Below are 18507 nucleotides of genomic sequence, written 5' to 3' on the forward strand. Positions count from 1 at the left end.
GACATCGCCATGCTGGGTGTCGAGCACGCCGAGCCTCACCCCGATCATCTACGCCATGGACAGGTGGCCAGCCACCGACGAAGGAAATGTGACGCAGCGAGTGAACCTACACCCGATAATCCGCCCGGCTACGCCGACGGACGCCGCAGAGATGGCACGAATCCACGTTACCTCTTGGCAAGAGACCTACCGTGGCCTCATGAGCGACGACGAATTGGATGATCCCGAGTTCGTGCCGACACGAGAGCGCTTCTGGAGGATTGGACTGACGGACGAACGATTCAAGCATCACCGAATCGCAGTCGCGGAACTCGATGGGAGGCTGGTGGGGATTGCGCAGAGCGCTTCTCCCACAGATGACGACGCAACATGGAGCCAGCAGCTCAACGTGCTCTATGTGCTTGCATTTGCGCACGGCACCGGAGCTGGACTCGGCCTACTCGACGCAGTGCTATCCGAAAGCGAGGGGGCAGCCTTATGGGTGGCGGATCCCAATCCGCGAGCTCAGGCGTTTTATCGAAAGCACGGCTTCGTTCCAGACGATTCGTCCAAGGAGGAATACGGAATCAGGGAGATTCGAATGGTGCGAGAACAAATGGAATCCTGACACATTTCAGAACCGACATGGCACCGAGAAGCCCCCACTCCCCCATTCCACACAGGCGACAACTGCGACAACTGCGGGACACCGAGCCGGTCGTGACGATTGGTAAATGCAGATCGCGTAGAGTTTGGTCGGCTGATCGGGAACGAGTCGCATTGGACATGCCACCTCTGCGTGACTGTGAAACCGAACCTGCCGAGAGGATAACCACCATGCGCCGGATCGTTACCCGCCTGGTTGTCGTGGTCGTCATCGTCGCAATCGCAGCTGGCGCTGTGTTCGCCCTCACTCACCGCGATTCCTGGCTGTGGTCCGCGATTACCGGGCGCGCTGCTCTCACCTGTCCGGCCGTTGCGCCGACAATGGTCGGAACGCTCACCGTTCCCGCCGGCCCGATCGCCGGATACTGCCAGGACCGTTTGATCAACGCCGCGCACGTTGTCAACGCAGCACGGGCGCTCGGCATCGGACCGCACACCCAGGCGATCGGCGTCATGACGGCGATGGGCGAGTCGGGCCTTCGCAATCTTGACCACGGCGATGCCGCGGGAGCCGACAGCCGCGGTCTTTTTCAGCAGAGAGCTAACGGGGCATGGGGCACCCTGACCGATCGGATGACCCCGTCCATCGCCGCTCACAACTTCTTCGCCGCGCTAGTGAAGATTCCCGATTGGAAAACCCTCACGCCCACCGAGGCCGCACATTCGGTGCAAATAAATGCCGACGCGAATTTCTACACCCTGTACTGGAGTGATGCGGTCGCCGTCGTCACCGCCCTCACCGGTACGGGGGTCCCGACCGGGTGACCCGGCGGGTTCCGATGACCGGCAGTATCGCTAACCGGCAGTATCGCTAACCGGCAGTGGCACGAACCGGCAGTACCGCTAACCGGCAGTGGCACGAACCGGCAGTACCGCTAACCGGCGGCGCCCCGCTCGAGAGCCTTCATCTTGTCGAGTAGCGCACCAATGGCAGCATCCTGCGATGCGAGGTGAAGCTGAATCTGTTTTGCTTCCTCAAGAATTGCCCCGGCATCCTCGTAGGTCGCCGACGACCGAGCATCCGCCGCAGCTGCTTGGATGTTCTGGCCCACGATGATCACCGGGAGCAGTACCAACTGCAGGAAGGTCTGCGCGATCCACGCAATGATGACGATCGCGTTGTTGCTCATAATCGCAGCGGGCAGACTCACCAGCGCGATCGCCGTGAACACGTAGGCGCACCACATCGTGCCAACGGTGGTGGTGATGCCGAGCCCCACCCTGCGGTTGAAACGGTTGATGAGCTTGTCTTGCGGATGGATGCTCTTCGCTGCCGCCTTGACTGTCGGCGGACCCTGTGTGAGGCGATCCGTTGCCCGCGAATGTTGCTGATATTCGAACGTGCTGCTCATCGGCGTGCACTCCCTTTTCGTTGTCGAGGTGACGCGATTCTGCCAGCCCGGAATGCGCGGCAGATACCTGCTCTGCGGCCGCCTCCGCAGCCGCCTCCGCAGCCACCTCCGCAGCCACCTCCGCAGCCGCCTCCTCCATCACCTCAGTGGCCACCCATCGCTGACCGCGCAACCCGGTGTTCTACAGTGCAGAACATGGATGAAAAGACTGTTCCCGTGCACGAGCACCGGGCTCCGCCGCTGATCGCGATCATTGTTATTTTGGGCATTTACATTGTTATCCCCAAAGAGGTGCAGGCGCTTCCCAACTGGGTAGTGCCGGCGTTGGCGGTGCTGCTGATCGTGCCACTGGTCATCCTGAACCCGACCCGATTGTCGAAGGAGACCGCCTGGTCGAGAGGAATCTCGATCACCCTGGTGATTCTGCTCGCGGCAGCCAATCAGATCACCGTGGTGTTCCTGATCGGGCAGCTGCTGCACGGCCAAGTGAAGGGCACCGATGTGCTGCTCACGGCATTGCAGGTGTGGATCAGCACGGTGATCGCCTTCGGGTTGCTGTACTGGGAACTCGATCGTGGCGGCCCAGTGGCGCGGCGCACCCCTCAGCTGTGGGCGGCAACGACTGCCGATTTTCGTTTTCCGCAGAACGACGGTCCAGCAGATACAACAGCAGAATCAACTGCGGAATCAATAGTGAAAACACTGATGAACACCGGGGCGTGGCGGCCTAAGTTCCTGGATTACGCCTATGTAGCGCTGACGAACATGATGGCCTTCAGCCCGACGGATGCGATGCCGATGACGGTTCGCGCCAAACTCGTGATGGGCTATCAGGCCATCACCGGGTTTGTCTTACTCGCCCTCGTCATCTCCCGGGCAGTGAACATTCTCAACTGAGCGGCCCACGCAATGTGTCGCCCGACGGTGCTGATAACCCGCACTTCATGGTGAATCCGAATGTTCACCTGTACCCGGTGCTGACCACGCAGGTGTGGGCGTACTGTCACAACAGCAAGGCGCTTATCGTTAGCTGAGGCGCCTTTGCCGATACACGCCAGCGACCCGCAACGCCGAGAGACACCCAGGGTCAGGACAGGTTGCCCCGAATCAAGGGGCCGCCGGACTAAGGGTTAGCCCCTCGAACTTGGCACCACACGTCTCGATGTACGTCCGTTTGAACGGCGCGAGGGCGAGGGCGAGGGCGAGGGCGAGGTACTTTTGCGCAAGGATGTGATCGGTCATCGCGCGGCCGATGTGCTCGCCCGGATGCGCACCGATGATAGAGAGACCATCGGTGATGCCCTGGAGCGCGTTCGCACCGCAACGAGGCAACTGCCCGAAGCCTTGACCACCATCTACTCTCTCGATGACGATGGCGCGCTGGCCGGCTGCATCCGCCTGGTCAGTGCCATCCAACATGATCCGTCGGCCGTATTGCGCGAGGTCGTCAGCGGCGACCCCATTCACGCCAGCCCGAGCGATGACATCATCGAGATCACCACCCGCATGGCGGACTTCAACCTCCTCACCCTTTCGGTGCTCGACGACACAGGGCACATCCTGGGCGTCATCACCGTGGATGACGCACTCGAGGCGGCGATCCCCGAAGACTGGCGGCGCAGAGGAAAACAACAACGCGAGACAGTCTTGGGTAGCGTCGAACCCGGATAAACACCGCGACTGCAGGACAACGCGACCGAGTGGCAGAGTGGCGCTCACTCGAGGCATGCCGGCGGTCGATACCGACCCGGTCCCGGACTATCGCGAGTCAGGGTCGGATGAATACGTCATTCAGGGTGACGGTCTGAAGTCCACGACCGTGGATGATTTCACTCAGTTGCGGGAAGACCGTGGTCACCGGCAGAAAATTGGCATGCCCGATGACAATGTGCCCGGGAAGGAACCATTGGTCGGCGAAAGTCACGACCTTGCCGGGGACGCGGAGTGCAGAATCCGACAGCGACCCGAACCACATCACCGGAGTCGTGTAGCCGATGCTTGCCGCGAGGCGATCCACTCGTGCGTTGTGGAAGCCGTAAGGAGGGCGGTAATAAGGGCGCGCGTCAACCCCGTAAGTGTTGCTGATGAAGTCATGGTTGCGCTGGAGTTCCATCACCACCTGGCCGTCGCCGAGCTTGGTCAGGTTGGCATGATCCCAGGTGTGATTGCCAAGCTGCACTTGGCCCGACGCGACGAGTGGGCGCAGGAGCGCGGCGTACGTGGTCCAGCCGGAGTGGGTGCCGTTGAGGAAGAAGGTGATCCTGGTACCTGTCGCGGCGGCGAATTCGATGTATCTAGGGATCACCTCGGCGTTGATGCCATCGTCGACAGTCCACGCGAGAAGCGCACCCCGGCCGGGGAGCTTGCTGATCACGCCCGCGGGCAGTGCCACCTTGACCAGTTGGGGCGATCCCGGCAGCGGAACGGGATCAACGGTGGGGATCGGCAATGGCGCTGGCGATGGCGTCGGGCTCGGCAGTGTGGAGGACGACGGCTCGGGCGTGAGCGGTGTTGAAGTGGGAGTGACCGGAGGTGATGAGGGCGGCAGCGTCGCGGCGGTGGTCACAGTCGGAAAATTCCACCGCAACCTCTGCGCACAGCCGGTGAGCACGAGTGCGGCACCGCCAACCAGTGCAGCAAAAAATAGACGACGATCCATGTCGTCAATTTGCGTTGCCCTGAACTGCTTTAGCGGGATGACAGCTGGTTGGGGCGCGCGCCTACAGCGCCTCGCCCGCGCGATTCAGAGCCTTCGTCACGTGATGAGCAATCGCTGCCTGACCGGCGGCAGTCGGATGGACCTCGTCAGTCTGCATGAGAAATACCCTCCCGCCGAGTGGCTGGCCGATGTGTAGGTAAGTGCCACCGACTGCCTTCACCGCGGTGCGCACACTGTCGTTGATGGTGACCATCTGTGGCGGCAGGGCCGTAGCGCCCCACACACCGGAGACGGCAATTATCTGCGCCTTCTGTAGAGCGGTGTGGAGTTTAGTTACGACGGCGCCTATTGCGGTTTCGACTGCGGCATCCGACTGGCCGAGGTCGTTACTGCTGCCCGAGAGGATGACGACATCGGCTTTGAGGTCGATTGCGGTCGTGATCTGGTCGGCAAATGTGTCGTTGTTATCGCCGGCTGTGACGAAACCGGATCCGTCCGACGCCAGATTCACCAGGTTGAAGTTGTTCTGGAGTGCGAGCTGGGCGACCCATGATTCGTCTGATCCGAGTCCGTGACCGGACAAAATGGAATCGCCAACGGCTACGACCAGGGGGCCGGTGGCTGAACTGTTGATCTTCACTGCGGTGATGACCAGCGAGGTCGAGGCGGGAGCTGCACCGGCCAAGGAGGTTACGACCGCGACGACCGCGACGGCGGGAATGGCCGCAACACGCAGAAACTTTCTGATCACCGGGCGAAAATACGCCCTTCGCCTATGAACTTCCTTTGAGATGCCATCAGGGTGGTGCACGGTGTCGGCTACCCGCAATCCGCAGCGCGGCAGCTAGCCGGTGACCACCGCGTAGCCGGCCGCCGTCACCGCTGCCCGAATGTCAGCGGCGGGCACGGGAACCGAGCTCACGACCATGATTCGGGAGGTGCCGCCGGCGTTCAAGTCCACGTTTACCGAGTCGACGCCATCCAGCGCTGAAATCTCCTCCGTGACGCTCGACACGCAGTGACCGCAGGTCATGCCATCCACCAGATAGTGCTCGCGGATTGCGTCCTCCGGTGCGGGTGTCGACGTCTCGGCGTCGGCATGCCCACCACACGCACAGGCGTGGTTCTTGTCCGTAAGGCCCAGTTCATTGCCCGTGATGGTTGTGCCGCACATTGGGTGATCCATTTCTGTCGTTATCGCCGTTCAGTTCTACTTCATAATTTACCCCATGGGGGTATCCACGCGTGCACCCCGCCATCAGCACCGCCGATCGCGAGGGGCTTGATTGATACCCCATGGGGGTATATTGTCTTGGGTATGGACACCGCAGACACGGGTATGACAGACACGGGCACCGCCGCACCACGGCACGACGCAATGACCCACAACGACTCAAGGCCCCACGACGACGCAATGACCCACGACGACCCAATGTCGCACCACGGTGGGCACGGTGATCACGTCGGGCAGTTCCGGCGGCTGTTCTGGATCATGCTCGTCATCGCCGTACCGGTCGTTGCCTTCAGCCCCATGTTCGCCATGATTCTCGGGTACCCACTGCCCAGCGCTGCAGTTATCTATTGGATTTCACCCGTCCTCGGCACGGTCATGTACGTGTGGGGCGGCAAGCCTTTTCTCACCGGTGCCCTCTCGGAGCTCACGGCGCGCAAGCCGGGCATGATGCTGCTGATCGCTCTGGCAATCACGGTTGCCTTCCTCTCCTCCTGGGGGGCGAGCCTGCGCATCCTGGATGGGCAGCTCGATTTCTGGTGGGAACTCGCGCTGCTGATCGTCATCATGCTTCTGGGGCACTGGATCGAAATGCGGTCCCTCGCCCAGACCTCTACCGCTCTGGAATCGCTGGCGGCGCTTCTGCCCGATCAAGCCGAACGTGTCACCGGCGACACGGTCGAGGTTGTGTCTCCGAGCGATCTGACTGTCGGTGACGTCGTGGTCGTGCGCCCGGGCGCCCGCGTGCCAGCCGATGGCATCGTGACCGAAGGCACTGCCGACGTGGATGAATCGATGATCACCGGCGAATCGCGACCGGTCAGTCGTGGGCCTGGTGCCCGCGTTGTCGCTGGCACCGTTGCCACCGACACCGCGATCCGGGTTGAAGTCACCGCGGTCGGCGACGATACGGCCCTCGCCGGCATCCAGCGATTGGTCACGGAAGCGCAGAATTCATCCTCCCCTGCTCAGCGGATCGCCGACACAGCCGCGGGCTGGCTGTTCTGGTTCGCACTCGGCGCCGCCGTCATCACCGCCATCGTGTGGACTCTCGTGGGCAACCCCAACGATGCGATCATCCGCACCATCACAGTGCTCGTGATCGCCTGCCCGCATGCTCTTGGCCTTGCAATCCCCCTGGTGGTGTCGATCTCGACCGAGAGGGCCGCGAAAGCTGGTGTTCTGGTCAAGGATCGTCTGGCGCTGGAAAGTATGCGCGCCGTGACCACCGTGCTGTTCGACAAGACCGGAACGCTCACCAGGGGTGAGCCGATCGTCTCGAACCTGGCCGTTGTCGGCTCCATTTCAGAAGATGAACTGCTCGCTCTTGCCGCCGCCGCCGAAGCCGACAGCGAACATCCGCTCGCCGCAGCTATCGTTCGCGCGGCGGAAACGCGAGGCGCGACGGTGGGCAGGGCCACCGACTTCCACGCGTCAACGGCCGTCGGTGTCACGGCTACCGTCGGTGGCACGCAGGTCAGTGTGGGCGGTCCCGGCATGCTTACCAGCCACAGGGCACAGGCGCTGCCCGAAACCGCTGCGTGGGAAAACGACGGCGCAATCATCCTGCACGTACTCGCCGACGGTGCCGTCATCGGCGCAATCGGGCTTGCCGATGAGATTCGCCCGGAATCCCAGCAGGCGGTCGACTCGCTCCACGCCCTCGGCATCCAGGTCGTGATGATCACTGGCGATGCCGAAGCCGTCGCCCACTCCGTTGCCACAGCGCTGGGTATCGACCGGGTGTTTGCCGGCGTGCACCCCGAAGACAAAGCGGCAAAAGTTGCCGAGCTGCAACACGAGGGTTGCAGAGTGGCCATGGTCGGCGACGGAGTCAATGACGCGCCAGCCCTCGCCCAAGCGGATGTCGGCATCGCCATCGGCGCCGGAACAGATGTGGCCATCGCCTCCGCCGGAGTCATCCTGGCAAGCAACGACACGCGATCCGTGCTCTCGGTCATCAAGCTCTCCCGCAGAAGTTACCGCAAGATGAAGCAGAACCTCTGGTGGGCCGCCGGCTACAACCTGATCTCGGTACCGCTCGCAGCCGGCGTGCTCGCCCCGATCGGATTCATCCTTCCCATGGAGATGGGCGCCCTGCTGATGTCGGCCTCCACCGTCGTCGTCGCGCTTAATGCGCAACTACTCCGACGGCTCGACCTGCGGCCGCAGCAGCACACCGATCTCAGTTTGTCAGAGCGGGAATGATTGCTCCCGAGAACACCTGCCAGGCGAGCGCCGTCTTGGCCACCAAGCTCAGGGTGATGTAGGTGCGCTCACCCTGCAGGTAGCTCTTCCACTTACCGACCTGTTTGTACTGTAACCACTGGTTGATGGCGAAGGTGTTGAAGAACAGGAAGAGTGAGATGACGATGCCGATCACGAAACCGGGAATAGTGTTCTCGCCCGCGCTGCCGGGCCGCAGGAAGTAGATCATCACCACGATCCAGGGAACAATGCCGACCATCGAACCGAAGATGAAGGGCAGTAGGCCACCGGATCCGGGCTGCTCATACTTCTCCTGAAGCGCCCCGAACAGGATCATCGCGGAGTTCACGGCGAAGATCGCGAACAGTGCGGCGAAGTCGGTCACCCCGTTGATCTGCAGGATCAGCCAGATCATGATCGAGGAACTGAGCGAGTATTCGGTCCAACGGAAGTAGTTACGGCTGTGCAGCAGGCCGTTCTTGTATCGGCCAAAAAACCACGGGCTCGAAATAAGCAAGTGGAAGAACGCGCTGAGCCCGAGGAACGCGACCACGCCGATGCCGATGTTCACTTCGAAGATGGTCACCCGCTCGGGGGGAATCGGCACTCCGGGTGGCCCAGCCAGGTAGTCGGCCGTGACGGCGAATAACACCTGGGAACCGAGCATCGTGAGCACGAGCGCGAAGCCGACAGCCTGCACGAGGTGAAGGCTCCCCGCAACCACGTTGTAAATGCGCAGCCGGTCAACCTGCTGCTCGGGGCTGTACGTCTTCTTCGCCATGATCGTGCTCCCTCGGGTGATGTGGGGCCAACCTAGCATCGCGGGGCACGCGGGTGCCCAATTTGCTTAATCCGCACCCAGGCACCAACGTAAGAAAATAATGAATGACATGACGGGCTCGGTTGCAGTAGTTACGGGAGCAGCACGGGGAATTGGGCGCGCGATCGCACTTGATTTAGCGCGCGCAGGAGCGGATATCGGGATCGGGCTGCGGGATCCGAGTAGCGACGACTCTCTGGCAGACGAGATCCGCGCGCTCGGACGACGGGCGCTTCCGCTCGCGATGGACGTCACCGATCTCGACGCCAGCCGAACCGCACTAGACCGGGTTGTGCGGGAGCTCGGCTCGCTCGATGTGCTCGTCAACAACGCGGGCGGCGGGATCGGCGGCGATGCGATCGACGTGACCGAGCAGGACTTCGACGCGGTCTGGGCACTCAACACGCGGTCGACATTCTTCCTCTCCCAGCATGCTGCGAAGCATATGCGGGATGCCGGCGGCGGATCCATCGTCAACGTCGCCTCCCAGGCCGGGCTGGTCGCACTCCCTGGCGAATCCTCTTACTGCGTGAGCAAAGCGGCCATCATTCACCTAACGAAATGCCTTGCAGTCGAATGGGGTCAGTTCGGTATCCGCGTTAACGCGGTCGCCCCGACCTTCATCGAGACTGACGGCACTGCAGGCGCGCTTGCCGACCCAGCGTTCAGAGCAGACACTGTCGAACGGATCGCCGCGCTGCACCGCATCGGGAAACCGGGCGAGGTGTCAGCGGCCGTGACGTTCCTCGCATCATCCGCGGCATCCCTGATCACCGGACACACGCTTGTTATCGATGGCGGCTGGACGGCGCGCTAGTTGTCGCTTCCACTGACCACGCTGCGGGCGACGGCGACAGTGGTTTCAGACTGGCTGACCCGCAACTGACCGGTCGTACAGGTCGACTCTGCGGTCATCCAGATACGGGTTGATCCGACGGGCTTCGTCCACGATCTCCGTGTCGATGACGGCGGTCAAGAGCCGGGTACCGTGAACGATCGAGTCGAGCACTCGAGCAGTGGGGTCGATGATCGAGCTGCGTCCGACATAGCTCAGATCACCCTCCGTGCCGTCGTGGTTGAGGTAGGCGATGTAGATCTGGTTTTCCCAGGCGCGGGCACGAACCACCTGCTCGGCAATGAAATCGTACGGCGTCATCAAAGCGGTGGGAACGATGACCGCGTGCGCGCCGGCCAGGGCGGCGGCACGCACTGTTTCTGGAAACTCCACGTCGTAGCAAATGAGCAGTGCGAGGCGGACCCCTCGGTAATCCACGGTGGAAATGAGTTGCTGACCGCTGGCGAACGAGTTGCGATCGAGGCTGCCGAAGAGATGAGTCTTGCGGTAGGTGCCCCGCACCACGCCATCCTCATCGAGAAACACCGCCGAGTTGTAGAAGCGGCCCGCATCATGCTCGGGCAGCCCCACGATGATCGCAATGCCTTCCTCCCGAGCGATCTCCTGCACCATCTGGATCAGATTCTGCTTCGCGAGTTCGAACACGTGGTCACCGATGTTGTAGCCCGTGAGGAACATCTCCGGTGTGATCAGCAGTTCACCCCCACCACTTTTTGCCTCCCGCGCTGCAGCCCGCAGTTCCACGAGATTGGCTGCGACATCACCGAGCGATCCGGCGGTCTGCATGCCAACAATGGAGAGTTTCATCTGTGCCTTTCACTGTGAAAACTGCGGGTGCGGGTGCGGTTGCGCGTCACGGTCTCTTTCGATTCTGTGGCAACCGTTCGTGTTTGATTTCGTCGGCCCTTCGCCTGTCAGGTGATGTGCTGGAACCCCCAAGTCGTGAAGGTTCCAGCTCACTTGATGCTGAGCCGATCAGCTGATGATCACCCCGGCCAGGTCATCGGCCTCGGGTGCGGCATTCTCGATCTCCGCGGACTGCTGGTCAGCGAGGCGCTTCTCACTGGCGACATCAAGGTTCCTGGTGAACAGCCAGTACAGGATGCCTCCGATGGGCAGACCGATGAACAGCGAGATATCGACGCCACCCATCGCCGCCGCAGCGAATCCGGTATAGAACTCCCCGATGCTGAAGAACGGGGCCATGCACACGAAGGCAATGAGGTACGAGGCGATTCCGGCCCATCCCCAGCGACCATAGATGCCGTTGGGTTTGAAGATCTCGGCAATCGCGTACTGACCCTTGCGAACGATGAAGTAGTCGGTGAGGTTGACCGCAGTCCACGGAATGAAGAAGTAGAGAACCAAAAGCAGGAAACTTTGAAAAGTGGATGCGAAGTTGCTCGATGCAAAAAGCGCGAGCACCCCAGAAATCACGGCCGTGATGGCGACCGTGACTACGCGCACTGCGAGGGTCGGTCGCACTTTGCGAATGCTGTCGACCGACGAGATGAGGGTAAGTGACCCGCCATACATATTGAGAACCATGACCGCGATGAGCCCACCGGCGATAACCAGAAGAGCGATCGTTCCGAATCCGGGGAACAGGCTGTTCGCCACGCCCTGGATTGCGCTGATCGGGTCGCTGGCGTTAAAATCTTTGACCGCCGCAGCGAGGAAGGCCCCGAGCAGGGTCATCCAGGCACCACCGATAGCACTGCCCCAAAACGTCCAGCGGATCGTCGTTGATGTCGCAGTATCTGCGGGCAGGTAGCGGGAATAGTCCGACACGTAGATCGCCCAGGAGATCTGGTATCCCGCAACCACACCGAGCTGCGAGAAGAATGCGACCGGGTTGAACTGCGTGAGGTCCATGGCGCCGGCGGGCAACTCGAGGTGAATGAGCGCGGAAATGGTCAGCAGCCCCAGCACGATGACCGTGACGTAGGTGAGGTAGCGCTCCATCTTGTGAATCAGGTCGTACCCGAAAATTGCAATGACCGCGGCAACGATGGTGATGGCCCAGAACCAGAACGGATCTGCGCCCGAGCCAAATCCGAACGCACCGGTGATCGCGTTGCCGGCTAGCACGGTATTGAAGATGTTGAAACCGGCATATTGCAGGAAGGCGAACAGCCACACCAGCAGGGCGCCGATATAGCCGAACTGCGGCCTCGACTGGATCATCTGCGGCAACCCGAGCCGCGGGCCCTGCGATGAGTGGGCGGCCATGAAGATCGTGCCGATGATGAGACCGATGATGATCGCGATGATCGACCAGATCAGATTGCCACCGATGGCGAAGCTCACGACCCCAATCGCCAGGGTCGCGATTTGGGCATTACCCATAAACCACAGGGGTCCGATATGCCAGACCTTGCCATGCCTCTCACTCTTGGGGACATAGTCGATCGAACGGACTTCAAGGCCGTTATATCCAGCCTTGACTTTGGTTTCACTCATAAATTTCTCCTTTGAAATTCCCGGTATTCGAGTGGTTTTTTTCCAGCTCGGGTCGCAATGTTCTCGGCGATCCAGGAAGCGAGACGAGCAGCGATGCAGTTGGTGATTTGGATAGTATTATGCAACAAAAAGTGCTTGTAAGACAACCATTAGTGACCTCATTCTCGAGACATTGACTGGCATGTCACGCCTGCACTGCCCTATTGACGCGGTCCTCTCGACCGGGATACGGTGGCCGCAGGTCTGGCGCTCCGGCTCCCATCCTCGCGATCAGGGACTTGAGAACGGCATTCCTCCCGACCACCCCAACCACCCCAACCACCCCAACCACCCCAACCAGACTGGCGGCAAGAATCACGATCAACGACTTGGTTGCGGCAATTCAGCGCAGGGATATCTCCTCGCGCGAACTGGTCGAGGCCTCACTGCGTCGGATCGAAGCCGACAATAGGCAGATCAATGCCGTCGTCCTCACCTGTGCCGACCGGGCGTTGGACGAGGCCTCCAGGAGCGACGCACGGGTTGCCGGTGGTGCGCAGGTGAGACCCCTCGAGGGTGTTCCAATTCTGATCAAGGACATTGAGGATGTCGCAGGATTAGTGACCACTCACGGGTCGCTACTGTATTCATCCGCTCCGCCGGCAACACAGGACGGTCTGGTTCCCGCACGTCTTCGCGCAGCCGGAGCAATCGTGGTCGGAAAAACAAACGCGCCCGAATTCGCCTTCGAGGCGTACACCTCAAATCGATTGTTTGGTTCAACGCGAAACCCGTGGGGACTCAATTGGTCGCCAGGCGGATCCAGCGGCGGATCCGGAGCTGCGCTTGCAGCTGGCCTCGCAGCTGTAGCAACATCAACCGACGGCGGCGGGTCAATCAGAATCCCAGCCGCTTTGTGCGGTCTGGTCGGACTAAAACCAACGAATGGGATCGTCGGTCGCAGTCCAATTCCCTCGTGGATTGATCTGTCAACAGACGGGCCGATGGCGCACACCATCTCGGATATCGAAATTCTGTTGGCCCTGTCGAAGGGCCCGGTCGACGGTGATCCCAGTGCCGTGCCGCTGTGGGAGCCCCGCCACGATCGACCGCGCCGCCTCCTCGCCGCACCGCGAACCTACGACTGGGGCCCCCTGCCCGCACCCGTGGCTCAGGCATTCGACCGGGCTCTCGGGGCGTGTGAGTCAGAGCTCTCACTCCCGATCGAGCTGATCTCACCTGCGGATATCTGTTCAGGGGGCAATCCCGATCTTGATTGGTTCACCATCTGCTGTACGGAACAAGCGCATCAACTCGGCAGGGAACTCTTGGCCGAACGGGCTGATGATTTCGATCCGGTGTTTCTGGAATATATGCACAGAGGGTTGGCCACGAGCATTGAGGATTATCTCGACGCCCGCCGCCGCCGCTTCGCCTACGTGCGCCAACTGGATGAGCTGTTGGGATCCGATAGCGTGCTCGTGACGCCGACCCTTGTCACTGAGGGCTTTCTTCCCGATGGACGAATGACCGCCACCTCCGATGCGGGTGTCGACCCCGCCATCCTCAATACTGTGCTTCAGAACATCACGGGCCACCCAGCCATCACACTTCCGGCTGGCACTCTTGACAACGGACTCCCGTTCGGGATGCAGCTCACCGCGCCACGGTTTCACGACGGTACGCTCTTGAGCCTCGGGCGAGAGTGGGAAACAGCCAGACCGTGGCCGATGACTGCACCGGGCTACGCCCCCTTCGCCATCGGCTCGCTGTGATCACACCGGTTCACCGCTCGACTGTGCACCTGTGCAACGTGACGGCCGCTTCTGTGCGCCGCAGGAGAAAAGAACCCACCGAAAGGACCCGAAATGCCCAACTCTGTGCTCGAAGTAATCGTCCCCCACGCAGAAGGGCGCGTTGTGATGGTCGATTCCGGGCAACAGATACGGATCACCAACCTCAACGGCCAGCAGATCGCAGACACCTGGGTGTTTTGCCGCGACGACGTAGGCGAGTACCACTCTGCCGAACACACCCGAGTGCAGGTCAGCAGCCTCCTCCCCCGCGTGGGACAAGACTTTGTGACGAATAATCGTCGTTCGATTCTGCGTTTTGACAGCGACTCCTGCCACGGCGCACACGACATGCTCATCGCCGCATGCGACCCAACGAGATACGAACTTCTCGGCGCAGCGCCAGGGCATCGCTCGTGCCAGGAAAACCTTCGTGACGCGATGGCTATCGCGGGGCACCCACGCGTCGATGTTCCGCAACCGATCAACCTGTTTATGAACACGCCAGTGCTGCCGGATGGAACTGTGCAGTGGCTGACGCCAGCTGCCCAGCCAGGCGACTCCGTGACATTTACCTGCTTACTCGACGTGTACCTGGTCGTCAGCGCATGCCCACAAGACATGGTTTCGATCCAAGCGCCCGGAGCCATCCTGATCACGGTTGGCGTCTGAGCGAGCCAGGAACCTTGACGCAGTTATGTGACCTGTCTCACAGAGGTGCAGTGCTCGTGTCAGGCCCAAGGCACTCCCGCTATTGCACTCCCGCTATTAGAGGACGTGTCGCCCAGTTGCCGCGCATCCGCAATCACCGTTTGTTGCGCCCACACCAGAGACGAAGTCCAGCAGATTACCCGGGTTAATGCGCTCAGCTCGCGGGTGGCCCTCGTTCCGCTTGTGGCCCTTGTTCCGCTAGTGGCCCTTATTCCGCTTGTGGCCCTTATTCCGTTAGTGGCCGAGGAGCCGATTGGCTCCTCCGCAAGATCTCCAACAAGTCGCTGGAGATACTCCCGGGGATCGGTCACCCCGGGCAGCCCTCGTCGGATGCTGAAGTCAGTCACCCGCTGGTCGGCTCTAACAGGTCGGTCTGAACCGTCCCGGGTTTCGTGCCGTTTTCTTTCTTTGAAAGGATTCGGTTATGCCCATCAAATATCCCCTCGAGGTTCGTGAGCGTGCGACCCGGATGGCCCTGGATCGTCTGCCCGATTACCCGTCTCCGTGGGCTGCCTGCCGGGACCTGGGTGAGAAGCTGAATGTGGGTCCGGAGACGCTGCGGAAGTGGGTGCGGCAGGCCCAAGTCGACGCCGGGGCGAAGCCCGGACCGAGCAGTGTCGAGCTGGAAGAGATCCGCAGGCTGAAGAGGGAGAACCGTGATCTTCGGGAGACGAACGAGATCTTGAAGGCGGCGGCGTCTTTCTTCGCGAGGGAGCTCGACCCTCGCCACCACGGGTAGTCGCTTTCATCGACCAGATGAAAGCGGATGGTCACGCGGTCGAGTCGGCCTGTGAGGTCCTGCGCATGCAGGGCGTCCGGGTCGCCGCGCGAACCTATCGGGCCTGGAAGAGACGCGCCGCGCCCGCGCGTGCGTTCACCGATGCCAGCATCCTTGATGCGTTCCACCGTCTCCACCAACGCGACAGCCGCGGCCGGCCCCGCCCTGAGGTGCTGTATGGGCGGCGGAAGATGACGGCGTGGCTGGGACGCAACGGGTTCCTTGGTGTCTCCAAACACACCGTCGACCGGCTGATGCGCCTGGCCGGGATGAGTGGGCTGGTCCGGGGCCGGAAGACCAGGACCACGATCCCGGCCAAGGATGGCAAACGCGCGGGCGACTTGTTGAACCGGGACTTCACCGCCCCGTTCCCGAACCATTCCTGGGTGACCGACTTCACCTATGTCGCCACCTGGGCCGGGTTCGTGTATGTCGCGTTCGCGATCGATCTGTTCTCCCGCGCGATCGTGGGCTGGCAGATATCGACGATCAAAGACACCCCGTTCGTGGAAGCGTGCCTCAAGATGGCGTTGTGGCGACGGGACCACACCGGCCGGCCGATCTCGCCCGGAATGATCCATCACAGCGACGCAGGATCCCAATACACGAGTATCCGCTTCACCGAAACGGTGGCACTCGAAGGACTCACCGCCTCGATCGGAACAGTCGGCGATGCCTATGACAACGCGGCCGCGGAGACCATAATGGGCCTGTTCAAGAACGAAGCGATCCGCAACGGCTCACCGTTTCGCACCGGCCCCCTGAAGGGCCTGCCAGATGTCGAAGAGGTCACCTTCGACTGGGTCAGCTGGTACAACAACGAACGACTCCACAGCTTCCTCGGCAACATCCCGCCCGAGGAATACGAGCGCAACTACTACGCTCAAAATATCGGCGCATCAACCGGTGACGCCGCCAACAAAACGGCGGCATGAAAACCGGGACGGTTCAGTCAGACCGAACTCGGAAGCAGCTCGGTCAACAGCGCCTCAACGCGCGCCTTGATGTCGTCACGGATCGGCCGAACCTCATCGATCGACTTACCCTTGGGATCGGTCAGTTCCCAGTCCTCGTAGCGCTTGCCAGGGAAAATCGGGCAGACATCGCCACATCCCATCGTGATGACCACATCAGAGTCTTTGACCTGCTCGGTCGTCATCAACTGGGGCAGAGCCCGCGAGATATCGATGCCCTCTTCTGCCATCGCGGCGATCGCCATCGGGTTGATCTGGTCACCGGGTTCGGACCCGCCCGATCGCACCTCGACCGCACCACCGGAGAGCTCTCGCATATAGCCGGCAGCCATCTGCGAACGACCGGCGTTGTGGATGCAGACGAACAGGACTGTCGGCTTCTGGGGCATTGGATACCTTATCTTCGGCGATCCCTAAAGCATAGATAATCATCTATGGATTGTCGCACATCTTGACCAGAGACCCAAAGTCTCCTCGTTGAGAGCCGCCTTAATGACGGGAGTTTTAGGGCTGGGTAACGCAGGTGCGCCATCGCGATTTGTAGTCTCGCATGACATGCGACTTTCGTCGAATATCGACGATAGGATCGAAGCTATTGTCGTGTCGAGTCCCCACTTTTGGCCGCAGCACGCCAGATGGGGCACGCCTCGACCGAAAGATATGAGGGATTATTGTGGTGAAAATTGCCGGAGGATTCGGTGCGAGCGAACTTTTCCAATTCTTGCGTGATGGAGAGCCGCGCACCCGTGCGGAGCTTGCGCAGCTGACGGGACTCGCTCGTTCCACAATCTCGCTACGGATCGATGAACTCTTGGAACACGGTCTGGTCACACCGGTTGGCGAAGCGGTCTCGACCGGCGGAAGGCCCCCGGCCCAAATCGCACTGAATCCGGGGGCACGGGTGGTGGTGGCTGCCGACCTCGGGGCAACGCACGGACGAGTCGCGATCACGGATCTCTCGGGCACAGTCTTGCGATCCGTTTTCGAAGACTTGGTGATAGACAACGGCCCTGAGGTGGTTCTTGATTGGCTTGTGCTCACGATCAACAGGTTGATGGTCGAATGCGACCGACCGATCTCTGATCTCGTGGCCGTCGGCATTGGGCTCCCCGGGCCGGTAGAACACGAAAGCGGCAGGCCGACGAATCCGCCGATCATGCCGGGCTGGGACGGCTACGACGTGCCCGCGCACATGCGGCGAACTTTCTCGGTACCCATTCTGGTCGATAACGACGTCAACATCATGGCGCTTGGCGAACGGGCAATGGGGTGGCCCGATGCCGACAACATCATCTTTGTGAAAGTCTCGACGGGAATCGGCTTGGGAATTATCGGCGGTGGGGTGCTCCAACGAGGAGCTCAGGGCATTGCGGGTGACATCGGTCACGTAAAAATTCCTCGTGGCGCCGGCGTCGTCTGTAAGTGTGGAAACGAGGGCTGCCTGGAAGCAATCGCGGGCAGCCCCGCCATCATTGCCGACCTCCGCGGGATCGGGCGCGACATCACAACGGTTGCTGAACTCGTTGCCCTGGTCAAATCCGGTGACACCTCAGCCATCCAGGCCGTGCGTCAGGCCGGCCGCGACATTGGCGAGGTGCTCACGGTGTGCGTGAGCATCATTAACCCCTCGGTGATCACTATCGGTGGGGCACTGGCGCAGGCGGGAGAGCACATTATCGCCGGGGTGCGTGAAGTCGTGTACTCGCGGTCTACTCCCTTTGCGGCCGAACATCTCTCTATCGTGCAGTCCCGGGCGGGTGAAATGGCGGGAGTCGCGGGAGCGAGCATTATGGCCATCGAGCGTGCCCTGTCACCGGAAGGTATTGAGGGAATAGGCGCGTAGTCGCCCCGGTCGCTCGAATCGGCATGGGAGCTAGTTAGGTCGGCTGATTCTTCGTCACTGCCAATCAGAACATCGAAGGCTTCAGCTCCGAAGCATCGAAACTCCACATGAGCGCACGCGTTCCGACGCAGCCAAACCGTTATCACCCCGAACCTAACGGTCCATTTCCATCTCCGCCGACAGAAATTATTCACA

Annotated in this window: 19 protein-coding genes; 10 read left to right on the forward strand and 9 right to left on the reverse strand. The window is 61.2% G+C overall.

The features are described from left to right. Positions 1 to 199 precede the first annotated feature (199 nt). Positions 200 to 607 carry a GNAT family N-acetyltransferase gene (locus IWX88_RS10050; RefSeq protein ID WP_231369139.1) on the forward strand — a complete coding sequence of 136 codons (408 nt, stop codon included), beginning with the start codon at positions 200 to 202 and terminating at the stop codon, positions 605 to 607. A gap of 209 nt (positions 608 to 816) precedes the next feature. Next, the gene (locus IWX88_RS10055) at positions 817 to 1410 is read left to right on the forward strand and encodes a hypothetical protein (RefSeq protein WP_196829905.1); all 594 of its coding nucleotides are present in this window, start codon (positions 817 to 819) and stop codon (positions 1408 to 1410) included. A 110-nt stretch (positions 1411 to 1520) separates the two neighbouring features. Here IWX88_RS10055 and IWX88_RS10060 read toward each other — a convergent pair whose 3' ends face one another. Continuing rightward, positions 1521 to 1997: a hypothetical protein gene (locus tag IWX88_RS10060; protein ID WP_196829907.1), complete on the reverse strand. Its 477-nt coding sequence runs from the start codon at positions 1995 to 1997 to the stop codon at positions 1521 to 1523. A gap of 195 nt (positions 1998 to 2192) precedes the next feature. Between IWX88_RS10060 and IWX88_RS10065 the strand changes: the two genes are divergently transcribed. Then, positions 2193 to 2894, forward strand: a complete 702-nt coding sequence (locus IWX88_RS10065) for a hypothetical protein (RefSeq protein ID WP_231369140.1) — start codon at positions 2193 to 2195, stop codon at positions 2892 to 2894. Positions 2895 to 3104: 210 nt separating this feature from the next. Here the strand turns inward: IWX88_RS10065 and IWX88_RS14070 are convergent, their stop codons facing one another. Beyond that, positions 3105 to 3239, reverse strand: coding sequence for a hypothetical protein (locus tag IWX88_RS14070; protein ID WP_255526006.1), 135 nt, complete (start codon positions 3237 to 3239; stop codon positions 3105 to 3107). A gap of 24 nt (positions 3240 to 3263) precedes the next feature. Here IWX88_RS14070 and IWX88_RS10070 point away from each other — a divergent pair, with 24 nt between their 5' ends. Further along, complete coding sequence (locus IWX88_RS10070; protein WP_231369141.1) at positions 3264 to 3668, forward strand: CBS domain-containing protein; 405 nt, start codon at positions 3264 to 3266, stop codon at positions 3666 to 3668. A gap of 97 nt (positions 3669 to 3765) precedes the next feature. Here the strand turns inward: IWX88_RS10070 and IWX88_RS10075 are convergent, their stop codons facing one another. The 3 genes from IWX88_RS10075 to IWX88_RS10085 all read right to left on the reverse strand — a co-directional run bounded on the left by IWX88_RS10075 (position 3766) and on the right by IWX88_RS10085 (position 5830). Further along, positions 3766 to 4656 (reverse strand): polysaccharide deacetylase family protein, encoded by an 891-nt coding sequence (locus tag IWX88_RS10075; RefSeq protein WP_196829912.1) that lies wholly within the window; start codon positions 4654 to 4656, stop codon positions 3766 to 3768. A 61-nt stretch (positions 4657 to 4717) separates the two neighbouring features. Further along, positions 4718 to 5407: an SGNH/GDSL hydrolase family protein gene (locus IWX88_RS10080; protein ID WP_196829914.1), complete on the reverse strand. Its 690-nt coding sequence runs from the start codon at positions 5405 to 5407 to the stop codon at positions 4718 to 4720. A gap of 93 nt (positions 5408 to 5500) precedes the next feature. After that, complete coding sequence (locus tag IWX88_RS10085; RefSeq protein ID WP_196829916.1) at positions 5501 to 5830, reverse strand: heavy-metal-associated domain-containing protein; 330 nt, start codon at positions 5828 to 5830, stop codon at positions 5501 to 5503. Positions 5831 to 6070: 240 nt separating this feature from the next. Between IWX88_RS10085 and IWX88_RS10090 the strand changes: the two genes are divergently transcribed. Then, complete coding sequence (locus tag IWX88_RS10090) at positions 6071 to 8095, forward strand: heavy metal translocating P-type ATPase (protein WP_231369174.1); 2025 nt, start codon at positions 6071 to 6073, stop codon at positions 8093 to 8095. On the opposite strand, the gene heR is transcribed toward IWX88_RS10090, so the two are convergent. Next, complete coding sequence (gene heR, locus IWX88_RS10095) at positions 8073 to 8876, reverse strand: heliorhodopsin HeR (RefSeq protein WP_196829921.1); 804 nt, start codon at positions 8874 to 8876, stop codon at positions 8073 to 8075. The genes IWX88_RS10090 and heR overlap by 23 nt on opposite strands. A gap of 109 nt (positions 8877 to 8985) precedes the next feature. On the opposite strand from heR, the gene IWX88_RS10100 reads away from it, so the two are divergent. Beyond that, positions 8986 to 9732 carry an SDR family NAD(P)-dependent oxidoreductase gene (locus IWX88_RS10100; protein ID WP_231369142.1) on the forward strand — a complete coding sequence of 249 codons (747 nt, stop codon included), beginning with the start codon at positions 8986 to 8988 and terminating at the stop codon, positions 9730 to 9732. A 45-nt stretch (positions 9733 to 9777) separates the two neighbouring features. Here IWX88_RS10100 and IWX88_RS10105 read toward each other — a convergent pair whose 3' ends face one another. Then, positions 9778 to 10578, reverse strand: a complete 801-nt coding sequence (locus IWX88_RS10105; RefSeq protein ID WP_196829925.1) for a carbon-nitrogen hydrolase family protein — start codon at positions 10576 to 10578, stop codon at positions 9778 to 9780. A gap of 168 nt (positions 10579 to 10746) precedes the next feature. Further along, positions 10747 to 12234 (reverse strand): cytosine permease, encoded by a 1488-nt coding sequence (locus tag IWX88_RS10110; RefSeq protein WP_196829927.1) that lies wholly within the window; start codon positions 12232 to 12234, stop codon positions 10747 to 10749. Positions 12235 to 12437: 203 nt separating this feature from the next. On the opposite strand from IWX88_RS10110, the gene IWX88_RS10115 reads away from it, so the two are divergent. From IWX88_RS10115 to IWX88_RS10125, 3 genes are all read left to right on the forward strand, one after another. Beyond that, on the forward strand, positions 12438 to 13988 hold the full coding sequence (locus tag IWX88_RS10115; RefSeq protein ID WP_196829929.1) for an amidase: 1551 nt from the start codon (positions 12438 to 12440) through the stop codon (positions 13986 to 13988). Positions 13989 to 14081: 93 nt separating this feature from the next. Continuing rightward, positions 14082 to 14678: an urea carboxylase-associated family protein gene (locus IWX88_RS10120; protein ID WP_196829931.1), complete on the forward strand. Its 597-nt coding sequence runs from the start codon at positions 14082 to 14084 to the stop codon at positions 14676 to 14678. Between the two features lie 463 nt (positions 14679 to 15141). Then, positions 15142 to 16430, forward strand: a protein-coding gene (locus tag IWX88_RS10125; protein WP_196829933.1) for an IS3 family transposase whose coding sequence is annotated in 2 segments (ribosomal slippage) — positions 15142 to 15412 and positions 15412 to 16430 — 1290 coding nt in all. Because the reading frame shifts where the segments join, the coding sequence is not laid out codon by codon here. Positions 16431 to 16447: 17 nt separating this feature from the next. On the opposite strand, the gene IWX88_RS10130 is transcribed toward IWX88_RS10125, so the two are convergent. Next, entirely contained in the window at positions 16448 to 16858 is a 411-nt protein-coding gene (locus IWX88_RS10130) for an arsenate reductase ArsC (RefSeq protein ID WP_196829936.1), read from the reverse strand. A 287-nt stretch (positions 16859 to 17145) separates the two neighbouring features. Here IWX88_RS10130 and IWX88_RS10135 point away from each other — a divergent pair, with 287 nt between their 5' ends. Continuing rightward, positions 17146 to 18312, forward strand: coding sequence for an ROK family transcriptional regulator (locus IWX88_RS10135; protein WP_370568296.1), 1167 nt, complete (start codon positions 17146 to 17148; stop codon positions 18310 to 18312). The last annotated feature ends 195 nt before the right edge of the window (positions 18313 to 18507 follow it).

The organism is Frigoribacterium sp. CG_9.8, assembly GCF_015751965.1.
In the GTDB taxonomy this organism is placed as follows: domain Bacteria; phylum Actinomycetota; class Actinomycetes; order Actinomycetales; family Microbacteriaceae; genus Lacisediminihabitans.